Origin of the sequence: Gluconacetobacter tumulisoli, assembly GCF_014174155.1 — a bacterium.
GTDB classification, from domain to species: Bacteria; Pseudomonadota; Alphaproteobacteria; order Acetobacterales; family Acetobacteraceae; genus Gluconacetobacter; species Gluconacetobacter tumulisoli.
The window spans coordinates 58,106-75,313 of sequence record NZ_JABEQM010000005.1 but is presented as its reverse complement, the minus strand read 5'-3'; the positions used below and the strand labels follow the sequence as shown (position 1 = coordinate 75,313).

The 17,208-nt window shown below is 67.1% G+C and carries 12 protein-coding genes; 6 read left to right on the top strand and 6 right to left on the bottom strand.

What is annotated here, in order from left to right; all coding sequences use genetic code 11:
- Nucleotides 1-13 precede the first annotated feature (13 nt).
- Together HLH28_RS07770 and gabT are read right to left on the bottom strand one after the other, a co-directional pair.
- The gene (locus tag HLH28_RS07770; RefSeq protein WP_182957104.1) at nt 14-1,363 is read right to left on the bottom strand and encodes an NtaA/DmoA family FMN-dependent monooxygenase; all 1,350 of its coding nucleotides are present in this window, start codon (nt 1,361-1,363) and stop codon (nt 14-16) included.
- Nucleotides 1,364-1,472: 109 nt separating this feature from the next.
- The gene (gene gabT, locus HLH28_RS07765) at nt 1,473-2,750 is read right to left on the bottom strand and encodes a 4-aminobutyrate--2-oxoglutarate transaminase (protein ID WP_182957101.1); all 1,278 of its coding nucleotides are present in this window, start codon (nt 2,748-2,750) and stop codon (nt 1,473-1,475) included.
- Between the two features lie 226 nt (nt 2,751-2,976).
- Between gabT and HLH28_RS07760 the strand changes: the two genes are divergently transcribed.
- Complete coding sequence (locus HLH28_RS07760; RefSeq protein ID WP_182957099.1) at nt 2,977-4,659, top strand: Na+/H+ antiporter; 1,683 nt, start codon at nt 2,977-2,979, stop codon at nt 4,657-4,659.
- A gap of 64 nt (nt 4,660-4,723) precedes the next feature.
- On the opposite strand, the gene HLH28_RS07755 is transcribed toward HLH28_RS07760, so the two are convergent.
- The 4 genes from HLH28_RS07755 to HLH28_RS07740 all read right to left on the bottom strand — a co-directional run bounded on the left by HLH28_RS07755 (nt 4,724) and on the right by HLH28_RS07740 (nt 8,103).
- Complete coding sequence (locus HLH28_RS07755) at nt 4,724-5,005, bottom strand: hypothetical protein (RefSeq protein ID WP_182957097.1); 282 nt, start codon at nt 5,003-5,005, stop codon at nt 4,724-4,726.
- 142 nt (nt 5,006-5,147) lie between these two features.
- Nucleotides 5,148-6,218 carry a histidinol-phosphate transaminase gene (hisC, locus tag HLH28_RS07750; RefSeq protein ID WP_182957095.1) on the bottom strand — a complete coding sequence of 357 codons (1,071 nt, stop codon included), beginning with the start codon at nt 6,216-6,218 and terminating at the stop codon, nt 5,148-5,150.
- 124 nt (nt 6,219-6,342) lie between these two features.
- On the bottom strand, nt 6,343-6,951 hold the full coding sequence (locus tag HLH28_RS07745) for an ankyrin repeat domain-containing protein (RefSeq protein WP_182957093.1): 609 nt from the start codon (nt 6,949-6,951) through the stop codon (nt 6,343-6,345).
- 63 nt (nt 6,952-7,014) lie between these two features.
- A complete protein-coding gene (locus tag HLH28_RS07740; protein ID WP_182957090.1) occupies nt 7,015-8,103 on the bottom strand; it encodes an MBL fold metallo-hydrolase in 1,089 nt (362 codons plus the stop codon).
- Between the two features lie 419 nt (nt 8,104-8,522).
- Between HLH28_RS07740 and tkt the strand changes: the two genes are divergently transcribed.
- The 5 genes from tkt to HLH28_RS07715 all read left to right on the top strand — a co-directional run bounded on the left by tkt (nt 8,523) and on the right by HLH28_RS07715 (nt 17,173).
- Nucleotides 8,523-10,637: a transketolase gene (tkt, locus tag HLH28_RS07735; RefSeq protein WP_182957087.1), complete on the top strand. Its 2,115-nt coding sequence runs from the start codon at nt 8,523-8,525 to the stop codon at nt 10,635-10,637.
- A 126-nt stretch (nt 10,638-10,763) separates the two neighbouring features.
- The gene (locus tag HLH28_RS07730) at nt 10,764-13,631 is read left to right on the top strand and encodes a bifunctional transaldolase/phosoglucose isomerase (RefSeq protein ID WP_182957084.1); all 2,868 of its coding nucleotides are present in this window, start codon (nt 10,764-10,766) and stop codon (nt 13,629-13,631) included.
- Nucleotides 13,632-13,744: 113 nt separating this feature from the next.
- Nucleotides 13,745-14,740 carry a phosphogluconate dehydrogenase (NAD(+)-dependent, decarboxylating) gene (gene gnd, locus HLH28_RS07725; protein WP_182957082.1) on the top strand — a complete coding sequence of 332 codons (996 nt, stop codon included), beginning with the start codon at nt 13,745-13,747 and terminating at the stop codon, nt 14,738-14,740.
- 52 nt (nt 14,741-14,792) lie between these two features.
- The gene (zwf, locus tag HLH28_RS07720; protein WP_182957079.1) at nt 14,793-16,331 is read left to right on the top strand and encodes a glucose-6-phosphate dehydrogenase; all 1,539 of its coding nucleotides are present in this window, start codon (nt 14,793-14,795) and stop codon (nt 16,329-16,331) included.
- Complete coding sequence (locus HLH28_RS07715; protein ID WP_182957076.1) at nt 16,328-17,173, top strand: Cof-type HAD-IIB family hydrolase; 846 nt, start codon at nt 16,328-16,330, stop codon at nt 17,171-17,173. The genes zwf and HLH28_RS07715 overlap by 4 nt, the downstream gene beginning before the upstream one ends.
- Nucleotides 17,174-17,208: the final 35 nt, after the last annotated feature.

Genomic DNA, 17,208 nt, shown 5'->3' with positions numbered 1-17,208 from the left:
ACCCGACTTTGAATTACTCGTCGTAGATATCCATCAATGTGTCGCGCAGCGTCTTGCCGGAATACTCCTTGCGGAACCTTCCGCGTCGCTGAAGCTCCGGCACCAGGAAATCCACGATGCGTGCGAGGTCGCCGGGCATGACCATCGGGTGTCCCAGCATGAAGCCGCCACGGCTGCCGGTGGCCTCGAACGTTTCTTCCAGATAATCCGCGGCCTGCGCGGCGCTTCCGGCGAATGTAGTGTCGTAGCTGGTGGCGCGGCGGACGCCGTATTCGAAGAATTCCTCGCGCGTGATCTCGGTTTCGGCGCCCAGCCTGTGGGACAGCGCGTGCACGAAGCCCACGGGCGTCGCCTGGGTCGCCGCGATCTCGGCATTCAGTTCGTCGAGGCGAAACCGCTGGGGAAGCTTCGAGAAATCATAGCCGGAGTTATGAGACAGATAGACGCCGGCGACCTCTTTCGGGATCATGCTTAGAAGGCCTTCGCGTTCGCGCACTGCCTCCTGTTCGGTTTCCGCCACGATCATCGGCTGTTGCCAGATGATTCCGACCCGTGCGGGATCGCGCCCGGCCGCGCGCAGGGCGACGTCGAAATCCTTGCGCTGCTGGACCTGGAGAGCCAGCGCCTTGTCTTCGCCGAACGCCACGTCGACGAAACTGGCGGCCGCGCGGATTCCCCGCGGCGAGCCCCCTGCCTGCACCAGTATCGGTCGTCCCTGCGGGGAGGGCGGCGTGTTGAGCGGCCCCTTGACCTGGAAGAACCGGCCGCGATGATTGATGGCGTGGATTTTCGCGGGATCGCCGACCTGTCCGGTCTCGCGATCCCAGATCATGGCGTCCGGCTCCACCCCGTCCCACAGGGCGTGGCAGACCTCGACGAATTCCTCCATCCGTTCGTAGCGGGTATTGTGTTCGGCCAGGTCGTCGAACCCGAAATTCGCCGCATCCGCACGCCGCGTCGTGGTGACGAGATTGAGCGCCATGCGGCCGTCGCTGACATGGTCCAGCGCGTTCATCAGGCGCGCCAGATAGTAAGGATGCATGAAGGTGGAGGAATAGGTCAGCCCGAACCCGACATGCCGGGTCACGCGCGACATGGCCACCATCAGGGGATTCATGTCCTGGCGCGGCCAGGAAACACCCCAGCGCACGGCATCGTCGGTCGAACCTTCCCACGTGCTGGGAACGCCGGTGCCGTCCCCGGAAAAAACGAGGTCCAGGCAGCCCCTTTCGGCAAGACGGGCGATGTCTTCATACATTCCGACATCGGGGAAGCGGCGGCCGACCCACGACCCCGGCGTCCGCCATCGCCCGTCCAGCGCAATATAGGAGACATCGAAACAGAGATTCATCCGCTGGGCCATGAACATCCTGTAATCCTGCCGGGGAACGGGGGTCGTTGCCCGGACGGATCGAAGCCTTTCGCAGGGTCATGGCCTTGTCAAGAAGGCGCGGCGGATGTCTCCGCGCGGGTCAGGCCGCCAGCGCCCGTTCGATGATCGCCAGCCCCTCGTCGATCTGGCTGTCCGGCGCGGTCAGCGGCACGAGGATGCGGATCGTCTCGCCATGGACGCCGCAGGACAGCAGGATCAGGCCCAGTTCCGCCGCCCGGGCGCAGACGGCGGCTGCCCCGCCGCGGCGGACGGCCGAGCTGTCGCGATGTTCCAGGATGTCGAAGCCGATCATGGCGCCCGGACCGCGCGGCGCGCCGAAGGGCATCAGGTCGGTCCGGCCGCGCAGGGCCTCCAGCCGCGTGCGGATGCGCGTGCCGATCGCATTGGCGCGTTCCACCAGCCCTTCTTCCTCGATCACGTCCAGGACCGCCAGCGCCGCCGCGCAGGCGATCGGCGCGCCGGCATAGGTGCCGCCCAGGCCGCCCGGCCCGACCGCGTCCATCAGATCGGCCCGGCCGATCACGCCCGACAGGGGAAAGCCGCCGCCCAGCGACTTGGCGACGCAGACCAGGTCCGGCGCCACGCCGGACAGCGCGATCCCGAACAGGCTGCCGGTGCGGGCGAAGCCGGTCTGCACCTCGTCGGCGATCAGGACGATCCCGTGCCTGTCACATATGTCGCGCAGGGCCTGCAGCAGGCCGGCCGGGGCGACGCGGAATCCGCCTTCGCCCTGGACCGGCTCGATGACGATGGCCGCGACGCGGCTGGGGTCGAGGTCGGCCGCGAACAGGAAGCCGAGGGCCTTCAGGCTGTCATCCACCGACACGTCCCCGGCAGGGAAGGGCACATGATACACGTCTGGCGGCATGCTGCCGAACGGCGTCTTGTACGGATTGACCTTTCCCGTCATGGCCGATGCCAGCAGCGTCCGGCCATGGAACCCGCCGGTGAAGGCGATGACCCCGTTGCGGCCGGTCGCCGCCCGGGCGATCTTGACCGCGTTTTCGGTCGCCTCGGCACCGGTCGAGAACAGGATGGTCTTGGCCGGTCCGGGGAAGGGCGCCAGCGCGTTCAGGCGCTCGGCCAGCGCGATGTAGGATTCGTACGGCGCGACCTGGAACGCCGTGTGGGTGAACCGGTCCAGTTGCCGGCGGACGGCCTCCATCACCTTCGGATGGCGGTGGCCGACATTCAACACCGCGATGCCGCCAGCGAAATCGATATAGCGACGGCCTTCGACATCCCACAGTTCGGCATTCTCGGCGCGGGCCGCATGGATGGCGGTGGCCGAGCCCACGCCGCGCGGAACCGCGTTCATGCGCCGGGCCTGAAGGTCGGAATTGCTGAGTGGCGGCATGTCATCTGTCCTTGGGATGCCTTGGGATGCGGGCCTGACGGGCGCAGGGCCGGATTGCGGAGGTGTATCGTCGATACGCCCGGCGCGGGAGACGCCTTGTCGGTCATCCCTGGTGACCGAAAGTCACCATCCGCGCCGCGCCTGCTGGTCAGATCCCGTCGGCCGGGGCAGGATCGGCGGCTGGAGCATCAACCTGGTCCGTTGCCGGGAGTGTCGAAGGCCGGTCATGCATGACGTCATCGTTGGTCTGATCCTGCTGTCCGTCGCGGCGGCCAGCAGCCTGTTCTCCCGCCTGCTGCCGCTTGCGATTCCGTTGCCGCTGATCCAGATCGCGCTGGGGGTGGCGGGGTCGGTCGCGGGCCTGCATGTCGCGCTGGATCCCGACATGTTCATGCTGCTGTTCATCCCACCCCTGCTGTTCGGCGATGCGTTCCGGATGCCCACCCGCGAGTTCGGGCAGCTGCGCGGCATCATCTTCGCGCTGGCCGTGCCGCTGGTGCTGGCGACGACTCTCCTGTGCGGGTATGCCCTGCACTGGGTGGTCCCGGTGCTGGGCCTGCCCCTGTGCTTCGCGCTGGCCGGCGTACTGTCGCCGACCGACGCCGTGGCCGTCGACGGCATGCTGGGCGCCACGGTGCCGCGCCGCATCGTCCATGTGCTGGACGGCGAATCCCTGCTGAACGATGCCTCGGGCCTGGTCTGCTTCCGGTTCGCGGCGGCGGCGGCGGTGACGGGGGCCTTCTCGCTGCGCGCGGCATTGCTGACGTTCGGGCTGCTGGCGCTGGGGGGAATCGCGATCGGGGTGGTGGTCTGCTATGTCGCGGCGCGGCTGGACCGGTTCCTGCTGCGGCGGGGCTACGACGATCCGCCGACACAGATCACCTTCATGCTGCTGCTGCCGTTCGCGGCCTATCTCCTGGCCGAAGCGGCGGGGTGTTCAGGCATTCTGGCCGCGGTCGCCGGCGGGATGACGGCCAAGCTGACCGGCGTGCTCCAGGAGACCCAGATCACCACCCGGCTGCAGGCGCGGACCGTGTGGGACATGGTGAATTTCATCTTCAATTCGATCATCTTCCTGCTGCTGGGCCTGCAATTGCCGGAATTGGCGGGAAGCGGAATCGCGCTGGCGCGGGGGGCGGGGACGTCGCCGTGGCTGCTGCTGCCGGTCATCGTCGCCATTCACCTGGCGATGTGCGTGCTGCGGTTCGGCGGATTGTGGATCGTGCTGGTGCTCGACGCGCTGCACGCGCGCCGCGAACGCGGGACGATGCGCTGGCCGGCATTGCGGGCCGTCCTGGTGGGAACGGTTGCCGGGGTGCGAGGGGCGGTGACCCTTGCGGCGGTACTATCCCTGCCGCAGGCCGCCCTGGGCCAGGTGGGGTTTCCGTACCGCGACCTGCTGGTGACCCTGGCCACTGGAGTCATCCTCGTTTCGCTGCTCATGGCCAGCCTGTTGCTGCCGTGGCTGGTCGCGGGGCTGGAACGGGGGCAGGACGACCCGCGGGAGCGCGAGGCCGACTGGGCACGCCTGGTTCTGCTGCGCACGATGATCCGCGGGATGCGCGACGAACAGGCGACCTTGACCGCGCGTGCCGGGACACGCGACGAAGCGCGCGAAATGCGGGTCGAGATCATTGCGCGCCTGATGCAGGAATATGAAAACCGGCTGGCCCAGTTGCAGAAGGACGGCGATGGTGCGGCAACCGCGGCACAGATCGGTTCAATTCGCCGGATGCGGCTGGAACTGGCGCTGCGCCTGACCAACCTGCGTGCGTCGCGGATCGAATTGCGGAACCTGCGATCCGCCCAGTACGTCAATGACGAAACCGAATCCCTGCTGTTGCAGGAAATGGATTACGAGGAACAGGTCTACCGCAACCGGGCCAGGATGCTGCCGCGCGTGCCCTGACGGGTCGCGGAATCCCGAGGCCCGAACCGGTCCGCCGAACCGGTGCCGGGTCCCCGGGAACGGGTCAGATCGAACGGGGCCGCCGGGGCGTGCCCGAACCCGTCCCCTGACGCGGTCCGTTCGTACGCTGTCCACGCGGCGCGTCCGTGCTCTTCAGCGCCGGTGCCGCCGCCAGTTCGGCCTCAAGCTGCCGGATACGCTTCTGGACGCTCTCGCGCAGGGTGGGGGCGGTATGCGACTTCATTGCCGCCAGGGTTTCGCGCAGATCGCGCAATTGCTTCTGCTTTTCCGCCTGCGACCGCCGGATGGGCTGGTTGTCGGACATCTGGCCGTGAAATGCGCGCATGATGGTGGTCCATGGTAGGAAGTGAAAAAAGATCGGGCTTCTAGAATATAAAGGGAACGCACCGGGATCAAAAAAGGTACATGCCTCTCGTGATCCGGCAACCCGCCGAGACGGACAGGCCCGGCGACGGACGAACGGAGGGTCAGTCCGCGTTCTGTTTCAGGATGGCGTCCAGCGCATCCGTCACGATTCGGCATTCCTCATCGGTGCCGATCGTGATGCGCAGCCATTCCGCGATCCGGGGAGTCCTGAAATGGCGCACAATGATGGCCCGCTCCCGCAGGGCGGCGGCCAGTCGGGCGGCGTCACGATCAGGATGGCGGGCGAATACGAAATTCGCCTGTGACGGCAGAACCTCGAACCCCAATCCCCTCAGGCTGGATGTCAGCCCGATGCGTGATTTTATGATCTTTCCCGTGGTCCGCGCAAGCCATTCCCGATCTTCGATCGCGGCGGTCGCCCCGACCTGGGCCAGAAGATCGAGCGGATAGGAGTTGAAGCTGTCCTTTACCCGGTTCAACCCCTCGATCAGTTCGGGCTGCCCGATGGCATAGCCCACCCGCAGGCCCGCCAGCGCGTGGGCTTTCGACAGCGTGCGGACGATCAGCAGGTTCGGGAAATGGCGGATCAGCGGGATTGCGGTGTCGGCCCCGAAATCGACATAGGCCTCGTCGATCACCACCACACGATCGGGATGGGCGCGCAGCAACGTCTCGATCCGGCCCAGTCCCAGCGCGATGCCGGTCGGCGCGTTCGGATTCGGCAGCACGATTCCGCCGCAGGGACGCAGGTAATCCTCGACGTCGATCTGCATCGCCGCGTTCAGGGGCACGGGTTCGTGCGTGATTCCGTACAGGCTGCAATAGACCGGATAGAAACTGTAGGTGATATCGGGGGTCAGCAGCGGCCCGTCATGCTTCAGCAGCGCCTGGAAGGCATGGGCCAGCACCTCGTCCGACCCGTTGCCGACGAAAATTTCGTCCATCGACACGCCATGGGCATTGGAGATCGCGGTGCGCAGCCGTTCCGAGGTCGGGTCGGAATACAGGCGCAGCATGTCGCCGGTGGCGGCGCGAATCGCCTCCAGCGCCCGGGGCGGCGGGCCATAGGGGGATTCGTTGGTGTTGAGCTTGATCAGCTTCGTCATCTGCGGCTGTTCGCCCGGGACATAGGGCGTCAGGCTGTGGACGATCGGGCTCCAGAAACGGCTCATGACAGGTTCCGTTGGCGGATGGAATGATATGGGCCGGGTGCCGCGCCGCGCGGATGCGCCGACGGATCGCGTGCTCCGACGATCTTCTAGACCAGCGCGCCCGGCCGGGAAACCGGGCGGAAGATCAATGCGGGTGGCGGGGAGCATCCAGCGGGCCGCGCGGCGGCATCAGCGCCGCGATCGCGGCCAGGCCCTGCCGGTCGGCGACCAGCCGCGCGCTGTTGCCCTCGCCATCCCGGCGGTCGGGATCGGCGCCGTGCTCCAGCAGGAACGCGACCATCGGCGCGCGATTGAACATCGTGGCGAAGATCAGCGGCGTCCGCCCGACATGGTTCGGGACATCGATCCCGGCCCCGGCCGCGACCAGCAGGCGCGCGACGGCCAGGTCGCCCTTGAACGCCACGCCGGCCAGCGCCGTGGCGCCTTTGGCATCCTGCAGATCGACGGCCGCATGATGGGCCAGCAGGCATGCCACGGTTTCGTCATGGCTGTTGTAGGCGGCCAGGATCAGGGCGGAATAGCCCCGCCCGTCGCGCAGGTCGGGGTCCATCCCGGCGGCAAGGAAGCCCTCGACCAGGTCGGTCTGGCCGTCGCGCGCGGCGTCCAGGAACAGGCACGCGATCTCGGTTTCCGTGAACGCGGCGGCCGGGTCGTTGTCCTGTCCGCTGCGGTCCTGTCCGCCGGGCAGGGGGGCGTCGTTGGCGGTCGTGTCGGTCACGCTGATCTCGCTCATCGGGGGCCTCGGCAAAGGGGACGGACGATCCAGTCTAGACCCTCAGGGCCGGGGACGCGACCGTCAAGGTGGAGCAAGGCTGGGGACGGGGGCGAGGAGGGGGGCGAAGTCCCGGCATTCCCCATGGTTCAGGCTGGTGAACCGGTCAGCTTCCAGGCCCGCGGCGGCGCAGGCGGCGGCGAGGCGGCGCAGCGGCTCGTCGATCGGTTCGTCGGTCAGGCGGAACGTACCGAAATGCATGCCCACCGCCCGCGCGGCGCCGAGGTCGAGCATCGCCTGGACCGATTCCTCGGGCGTCGTGTGGACGGCCTCCATCAGGATCCGGGGATCGTAGGCGCCCACCGGCAGCAGGGCGATATCCGGCGCGCCCAGCCGGTCGCGGATCTGGCGCCAGTGCCGCCCGTGTCCACTGTCCCCCGCGAAGAACAGGTTCGGGCCGTCCGCCTCCCCGGCCGATTCGGGACTGGCGTCGGTCCGGAGGGCGAATCCGCCCCATAATGCCCGGTTGCGGTCGAAGGGCGTGCGGGCCGACCCGTGCCGTGCGGGTGTGCAGGTGATGCGCGCCTGCCCCACCTGGGCCTCCTCCCACCAGTCCAGCTCGATGATGTTACCCAGACCGGCGTGGCCGAGGCCGGCCTTGCGCAGGTGGCGGGCATTGCCCGGTGGCGTGATCACGACCGGTGCGTCGCGGTGGCCGAGGCGGGCCAGACTCGGCAGGTCCATGTGGTCGTAATGGCAATGGGACACCAGGACCAGGTCGATTCGCGGCAGGTCGGCGATCGTGCGGCCCGGCGGCCGGACCCGGCGCGGGCCCGCCCACCGCACGGGCGAGCACCGCTCGGAGAAGACCGGATCGGTCAGGACTGTCAGGGTCGACCCGTCGGCGCAGGGCAGGCGCAACAGGAAGGTGCTGTGGCCGATGAAGGTGATCCGCTTGTGCCCGGGCGCGGGAAGGGCGTGGGGATCGCCCGCGGGCGGCGGGTTGTCCAGCGTCGCGGGCCAGGCCTGGATCCGGCGGCGTTCCCATTGCCAGCGCAGGATCGACAGGACCCGCGGGCGGCGCGGCCCGGTTGCCGGCGGTGCGATCGTGGCGGGATTGAAGAAGCGGCGCCCGTCGCAATGGTCCGAAACGGGCAGGGAAGTGGTCGTCATCCGGTCGCTCCGCACGGTGGAACGGGCAGTATGTCCCGACCCGTCGGCGGGGGCCAGAGCGCGGGCGCCGTCGGGGGTGGTTCCCGCGCAGTCGAGGACTCGTGATGATCTGGGACTGGAAACCTGCGTTCGGGGGGCGCTCTAATGCGCCTGTGGTTTTGGATCCGCCAGTGACTTGCCCCGACGGGGAGGTCGTGAGAGTGTACGGCGAAAATTCATTCGGCCCGGGCGGCCAGGGTCGCCACCGGATGACAAAAAAATGACGATCAGGGTCCCGGCACCGGGGCAGTCCTCTTCCCATGTCGGCGAGCCGGCCCCGCGAAGGCGGGGACACGTCGTACGGGATGTGGCCTGCCCGGATGCCGGTGGCCCGGGTCGGATGTGCGAGACAGGGCAACCATAATGGAGAAGGCGGTTTAATGCGTTCCATACTCACCCAGCTTGTTCGGGCCCCGGACGGCGCGACGGTCGGGTCCTCCGACCAGGACCTGCTGTGCATCAACACCATTCGCACCCTGTCGATGGATGGCGTCCAGAAGGCGAAATCCGGTCATCCGGGCACGCCGATGGCGATGGCGCCCCCGGCCTACGCGCTGTGGCAGAATGTCCTGAACTACGATCCGGCCGATCCGCTGTGGCCCAACCGTGATCGTTTCGTCCTGTCCATCGGCCACGCGTCGATGCTGATCTATTCGCTGATCTACCTGGCGGGCGTGCGCGAGGTGAAGCACGGCACGGTGCTCGATGCGCCGTCGCTGACGCTGGAGGACCTGAAGCAGTTCCGCCAGCTGGATTCCAAGACGCCGGGCCATCCGGAATATCACCACACGGCGGGCGTCGAGACGACGACCGGCCCGCTGGGGCAGGGCTGCGGCAATTCGGTCGGCATGGCGATGGCCGAGAAATGGCTGGCCGCGCGCTTCAACAAGCCGGGCTTCCCGCTGTTCGACTATCACGTCTACACGTTCTGCGGCGACGGCGACATGATGGAGGGCGTGGCCAGCGAGGCCGCCTCCACCGCCGGGCACCTGCGTCTGGGCAACCTGACCTGGATCTACGACAGCAACCGGATCTCGATCGAGGGATCGACCGACATCGCCTTCACCGAGAGCGTGCATAAGCGGTTCGAGGGCTATGGCTGGCACGTGCTGGAGGTCAAGGACGCCAACGACCTGGCCGATTTCGAGACGAAGCTGGCCGTGGCGAAGGCCGAGACCGGGCGTCCGACCCTGATCATCGTCCATTCCGTCATCGGCTGGGGCGCGCCGAAGAAGGCCGGCACCGCCTCCGCGCATGGCGAGCCGCTGGGCGACGAGGAAATCCGCGGCGCGAAGCGGGCCTATGGCTGGCCCGAGGACCAGACCTTCTACGTTCCCGACGGCGTCCTGGAACATTTCCAGAAGGGCCTGGGCGCCCGTGGCGCCGCGGCCAGCGCCGCGTGGAAGGCGCTGTATGCGTCCTATGCGACGGAATATCCCGACCTGGCGACCGAGCTGGACGAGATCCTGCACAACCGGCTGCCCGCCGGCTGGGACAAGGACATCCCGGTCTATGAAGCCAGCGCCAAGGGCGTGGCCTCGCGCCAGAGCTCGGGCGAGGTGCTGAACGCCATCGCGCCGAACTTCCCGTGGCTGATCGGCGGATCGGCGGACCTGTCGCCGTCCACCAAGACCAACCTGACCTTCCAGGGGGCGGGCGCGTACCAGCCGCCGGAATGGAACGGCACCTATGGCGGCCGCAACCTGCATTTCGGCGTGCGCGAGCATGCGATGGGGTCGATCTGCAACGGGATCTCGCTCTCGGGTATCCGGGCCTATTGCTCGGGCTTCCTGATCTTCTCCGACTACATGAAGCCGCCGATCCGCCTGTCCGCGCTGATGAACCAGCCGGTGCTGTATATCTTCACGCACGATTCGATCGGCGTGGGCGAGGACGGACCGACCCATCAGCCGATCGAACAGCTGGTGCAGCTGCGCTCCACCCCCGGCGTCACGATGATCCGTCCGGGCGATGCGAACGAGGTCGCCGAGGCCTGGCGCACCGTCCTGCCGATGACCGACCGCCCGTCGGTCCTGATCCTCAGCCGCCAGAACCTGCCCACGCTGGACCGCACGGTCTACGCCCCGGCCTCGGGCCTGGCGAAGGGCGCCTATGTGCTGGCGGATAGCGACGGCACCCCCGATGTCATCCTGATGGCGACGGGCAGCGAGGTCGACCTGGTGGTCAAGGCCTACGAGACGCTGAAGGCCGAAGGGGTGAAGGCGCGCGTGGTGTCCATGCCATCGTGGGACCTGTTCGAGGCGCAGCCGAAATCCTATCGCGACAGCGTGCTGCCCCCCGAGGTCAGCGGCCGCGTGGCGGTGGAAATGGCATCCCCGATCGGATGGGACCGCTATGTCGGGCTGGCCGGTTCGGTCATCGCGATGCAGTCGTTCGGCGCCTCGGCCCCGGCGGACCAGTTGATGAAGAAATTCGGCTTCACGGTCGAGGCGGTCCTGGCGGAAGCCCGCAAGCAGGCCGGCAAGGCAGGCTGATCCTTTGGCCGGGGTACCGCGCGGCCGGTCCGGCCGCGTGCGCCCCGGCCCGTTTCAGAGTCCAGAGAGGCGGAGTCCGGCCAACCGGCCGGGGACAATCCGCCATGACATCTAAGGAGCAACACCATGAACGTCGTGCACAAGACGGGTGTTCAGGGCGCCACCAATCCGCTCAAGGCGCTTGAATCGTTCGGCCAGTCCCCCTGGCTGGACTTCATCCAGCGATCCTACACCGAGAATGGCAGCCTGAAGAAACTCGTGGACGAGGATGGGCTGAAGGGCGTCACGTCCAACCCGGCCATCTTCCAGAAGGCCATGGGGCAGGGGACGGATTACGATCCCCAGTACAAGGACGTCCTGGCCCATCAGATCGTCGCCGCCGGCACGCTGTACGAGACGATGGCCATCGACGACATCAAGGCCGCGACGGCTGTCCTCTACCCGGTCTATGAGCAGACCAAGGGCCTGGACGGCTATGTCAGCCTCGAGGTCTCGCCGTATCTCGCCCGCGATACCGCCGGTACGGTCGAAGAGGCCCTCCGCCTGTGGAAGGCGGTCGACGCGAAGAACCTGATGATCAAGATCCCCGGTACCGACGAGGGCGCGCCGGCGGTCCGCACCGCGATCTCCGAAGGGCTGAGCATCAACGTCACCCTGCTGTTCTCGCTCGAAGCCTACAGGAAGGTGCTGGAGGCGTATATCGCGGGCCTCGAGGACCGTCACGCCAAGGGGCTGCCCGTCTCCGGCATCGCCAGCGTCGCCTCGTTCTTCGTCAGCCGCATCGACGGCAAGATCGACAAGAAGATCGACGATCGCGTGGCGGCCGGCGACAAGGACGCCGAGGCCCTGAAGGCGCTGCGCGGCAAGGTCGCGATCGCGAACGCCAAGATGGCCTACCAGCATTGGCTGGAGGTGACGGCAAGCCCGCGCTGGCAGAAGCTCGCTGCCGCCGGCGCGCAGACGCAGCGCCTGCTGTGGGCCAGCACCGGCACCAAGGACAAGGCCTACAGCGACGTGCTGTATGTCGAGGAGCTGATCGGTCCCGAGACCGTCAACACCATCCCGCCGGCAACGTTCGACGCCTTCCGCGATCACGGCAAGGTCCGGCCCTCGTTGACCGAGGATGTCGAGGGTGCGCGCCATGTCATGGCCGAGGCCGAACGCCTGGGCCTCGACCTCGACGGGGTGACGAAGACCCTGGTGGACGAAGGCGTGTCCTCGTTCGCCGATGCGTTCGATGATCTGCTGGGCACGGTGGCCACCAAGGAAAATGCGCTGCTGGGCGATGCGCTGACCAAGACGACGATCGAACTGCCCGCCGACCTGGACAGCGCCGTGAAGGCCAGCCTGGACGCGTGGCGCAAGGGTGGGATCGTCCGTCGCCTGTGGGCGCGGGATGCGACCGTCTGGACCGGCAAGGATGAAGCCAAGTGGCTGAAATGGCTGGATATCGTTGACGATCGCCTGGCAGACCTGCCGGCGCTGGAGGCCTTCCAGGCCGAGGTGAAGCAAAAGGGCTTCACGGACATCCTGCTGCTGGGCATGGGCGGGTCGAGCCTTGGGCCCGAGGTGCTGGCCGAGACGTTCGGCAAGCACGCGGGCTTCCCGACGCTTCATGTCCTCGACAGCACCGACCCGCAGCAGGTCGCGGCCTTCGAGAAGAAAGTCGACCTGGCGAAGACGCTGTTCATCGTGTCTTCCAAATCCGGTGGCACGCTGGAGCCGAATATCCTCAAGGCCTATTTCTTCGCGGCCGCGAAGAAGGTCCTGGGCGACGCCGTCGGATCGCATTTCGTCGCGGTGACCGACCCCGGATCGCACATGGAAGACGTGGCGAAGCAGGACGGGTTCTGGAAGATCTTCTACGGCGAGAAGCAGATCGGCGGCCGCTACTCCGTGCTGTCGAATTTCGGCATCGTCCCGGCCGCCGCCGCCGGCGTGCCGCTGAAGCCGTTCCTGGACTCCGCGCTATATGGGGTCCGGGCGTCGGCCGCGTCGGTGCCGCCGGCGCTGAACCCGGGCGTGCAACTCGGCACCGTGCTGGGGATTGCCGCGACGAAGTTCGGGCGCGACAAGGTCACGATCGTCGCCTCGCCCGCTATCTATGATCTGGGTGCGTGGCTGGAACAGCTGATCGCGGAATCGACCGGCAAGATTGGCAAGGGGTTGATCCCCATCGATGACGAGACGCTGGGCGCGCCCGACGTCTACGGCACGGATCGCGTCTTCGCCTATCTGCGCCTCGCGTCCGAACCGTCGGCCGAGCAGGATAAGGCGATCCGCGCGCTGGTCGCGGCCGGTGCGCCGGTGGTGACGATCGACCTGCACGACAAGCTGCAGGTCGCCCAGGAGTTCTTCCACTGGGAATTCGCGACCGCCGTGGCCGGATCGATCCTGGGGATCGACCCGTTCGACCAGCCGGATGTCGAGGCCTCGAAGATCGAGACCAAGAAGCTGACGACCGCCTATAACGAGACGGGCAAGCTGCCGTCCGAAACGCCGTTCGCCACCGACGGAGCGTTCACGTTCTTCGCCGACGCGGCGAATGCCGAGGCGCTGAAGGGCGGGTCGCTGGCCGAGATCCTGAAGGCGCATTTCGGCCGGGTGAAGGCAGGCGATTATGTGGGCCTGCTGGCCTATGTCGAACGCGACGAGGCGACGCGGACCTGGATCCAGGCGGCGCGCCTGGCGATCCGCGATGCGCTGAAGGTCGCGACGGCGGCGGAATTCGGACCCCGCTTCCTGCATTCGACCGGCCAGGCCTACAAGGGCGGACCCAACAGCGGCGTGTTCCTGCAGATCACCGCCGACGACGTCGCGGACCTGCCGGTCCCGGGCGAGAAATACACGTTCGGCGTGGTGAAGGCCGCGCAGGCGCGTGGCGATTTCGACGTCCTGGCCGAACGGGGACGTCGGGCCCTGCGGGTGCATATCAAGGGCGACCTCAAGTCCGGCCTCGACGCGCTGGGCAAGGCGATCGACGCTTCCATCTGACCAGTCCTGCCCCGCCCGCGTCTTGCGGGCGGGGCGTCCTGCCGGCTGCCGGACCGTGATCCGGGCGGCCGACTCATGCGCGGCAACGTTTCGCGCAAAGGAGAAACAAGAACATGCAAATCGGCATCATCGGCCTGGGCCGCATGGGCGGGAACATCGCCGTCCGCCTGACGCGGCATGGACATGACGTGGTCCTGTTCGACCGCGACCCCGCCACCGTCGCCAAGGTCGCCGAGCGGACCGAGGGCGGGCGCGGCATTGCCGCCAGCAGCGTCGAGGACCTGGTCACGAAGCTGTCCGCCGACCGCAAGATCGTATGGGTCATGCTGCCGTCCGGCGAGATCACCGAGGCCGCGGTCCAGCAGTTGAACGGCCTGCTGGGCAAGGACGACATCGTCATCGACGGCGGCAACAGCTATTACAAGGACGACGTCCGCCGCGCGGCCCAGCTGTCGGAAAAGGGCATCCATTATATCGACGTCGGCACGTCCGGCGGCGTGTGGGGCCTGGAGCGCGGCTATTGCATGATGTATGGCGGCACGAAGGATTCGACCGACCATATCGACCCGATCCTCAGCGCGCTGGCGCCGGGCAAGGGCGATGCGCCCGTCACCCCCGACCGCGACAAGCCGGGCCTGGACCCGCGGGCGGAGCAGGGCTACCTGCATTGCGGTCCTGCCGGGTCGGGCCATTTCGTCAAGATGGTCCATAACGGCATCGAGTACGGCATGATGCAGGCCTTCGCCGAGGGCTTCGACATCATGAAGACCAAGAATTCGGCCATCCTGCCCGAGGACCAGCGCTTCGACCTGAACATGGCCGACATCGCCGAGGTCTGGCGGCGCGGCAGCGTCGTGTCCTCGTGGCTGCTGGACCTGACGGCGGAAGCGCTGGCCAAGAACGCGTCGCTGTCCGAATTCACGGGCGAGGTCGCGGATTCCGGCGAAGGACGCTGGACGCTGGAGGCGGCGATCGAGGAATCGGTGCCGGCGCCGGTCATCACCGCGTCGCTGTTCACGCGCTTCCGGTCGCGTACCGGCAACAATTATGCCGAGAAGGTTCTTTCCGCCATGCGCTTCGGCTTTGGCGGCCACGTCGAGAAGAAATAACAAAAATCTCAACGACGGGAACGGGTGGAAACAGGTCAGGGAAACGTCCGACATGGATGGAATAGTCGCGTCTGCATCGTCCGAGATACAGGGGGCCGGCGCGGGAACGCAGCCGCGCCCGGCCCCGTCCTGTACCTTCGTCGTCTTTGGCGGCGGAGGGGACCTGACGAAGCGGCTGCTGGTGCCCGCGATCTACAACCTGGCCTGTGCCGGGTTGCTGGATGACGGGTTTTCCATCGTCGCTGTCGACTGGGCCGAATTGTCGAGCGAGATCCTGCGCGACCAGTTCCACGACGCCCTGCAGGAATTCGTGGCGCGGCGCGGTACTTCGGCGACCGTGCTGCGCGACGATATCTGGCAGTGGCTGGACACCCGCGTCACCTACCTGCGCGGGTCGTTCGAGGAGGCGGCCACCTACGACCGGCTGGTGGAGCGCGTCGGCGGCGGGAACGCCGTCTTCTACCTCGCGGTCGCCGCGCGCTTCTTCGGCCCCATCGTGGACCGCCTGGGCACCTCACGCCTGACGGATGAGACCGAGGGCGCCTATCGCCGGGTGATCGTCGAAAAGCCGTTCGGGCACGACCTGCGTTCGGCGCGCGAACTCAACGGGCGCCTGCTGGCGACCCTGCGGGAACGGCAGATCTATCGGATCGATCATTACCTGGGCAAGGAAACGGTCCAGAACATCATGGCCCTGCGGTTTTCCAACGGGTTCTTCGAACCGCTGTGGAACCGGCAGAACATCGACCATGTCCAGATCACGGCGGCCGAAACCGTGGGCGTGGAAAAGCGTGGCCGGTTCTACGAAGGCACCGGCGCGCTGCGCGACATGGTGCCGAACCATCTGATGCAGCTTCTGGCCATGACGGCCATGGAGGCACCGGTTTCATTCGATGCCGATGCGGTGCGTGACGAGAAATCGAAGGTCCTGAAGGCGATCCACAGCCTGACGCCCGAGGATGTGGTGCGCGGGCAGTATACCGCCGGGACGCTGGCTGGCGTACCCGTGCGCGGCTATCGCGACGAGCCCGACGTGGCGTCGGATTCGCGAACCGAGACCTATGTCGCGATGAAGCTGAACATCGACAATTGGCGCTGGGCCGGGGTGCCGTTCTATCTGCGCACCGGCAAGCGACTGGCGGTCCGCAAGACCGAGATCGCGATCCATTTCCGGCACGCGCCGTATGCGCTGTTCCGCGATACGCCGGTCGAACGGCTGACGCCCAATATCATGACCATCCATATCCAGCCGACCGAAGGGGTCACCATGCAGTTCGGCGCCAAGATCCCGGGCCCCACGGTCCGGCTGGGCGGCGTGCGCATGAAGTTCGATTACTCGGAATGGTTCAGCGAGGGGCCGAGCACCGGCTACGAAACCCTGATCTATGACTGCATGACGGGGGATGCGACCTTGTTCCAGCGCGCCGACAATATCGAGGCCGGGTGGCGCGCCGTGCAGCCCGTGCTGGATTGGTGCGACCGGCCTGAGGAGGCGCCGCTCTGTTCCTATGCCGCCGGTTCGGCCGGTCCGGTGGAAGCGGACGCACTGCTGGTGCGGGATGGGCGGCACTGGCTGGGGCTGGCGGAATGAGCGTGCAAACCGTGCCCGTGACCCGCGCCGCGCCGTCGTCGCGGATCCGTCTGGTGGTGTCGGACATCGACGGCACGCTGGTGACGCCGGACAAGCACCTGACCCCAGCCGTGCTGGCGGCCGCGCGGTCGCTGCGCGCGGCCGGGGTGCGGCTGTGCCTGGTCAGCAGCCGTGCGCCACGGGGCATGGAGATGTTCCTGGGCCCGCTGGGGATCGATACGCCGCGCGCCGGGTTGAATGGCGGGCTGATCGCCATGCCGGACGGCGCCATCGTCTCGCGCCTGTCGCTGGATCCCGAGGCGGCGCGGCAGGCTGTCGAGGTCCTGCAGGCGCACCATATCGATCCGTGGCTGTTCATCGGCCATGACTGGCTGGTGACGGATGCCGCCGGTCCGTATGTCGCGCGCGAACGGCAGGTGGTGCAGACCGATCCCGTGGTGGTGCCCGATTTCGATGCGCACTACCACAATGTCGGCAAGATCATGGGGGCGTCGCCCGACCATGCGCTGCTGGCGCGGATGGAGACGGAGATCGGCGCCCTGCTGGCGGGCCGCGCCAGCGTGCATCGCTCGTCGGATTATTACCTCGACATCACCCATTCGCGGGCGAACAAGGGCTATGCAGCATTAGAACTGGCGCGCCTGATGAAAGTTGATATCGGGGAAGTTGCGTGTATCGGCGATATGTACAATGACGTGCCGATGCTGGACGAAGCCGGTGTCGCGATCGCGATGGGAAATGCCCCCGACGGGGTCAAGGCGCACGCCCATTTCGTGACCGACAGCAATGGACAGGATGGCTGGGCGCATGCAATGGAACGGTATATCCTGCCGCGGGCCTGAACGGCCCGTGCGGGCGGGAAAATGGAGGGATCCGG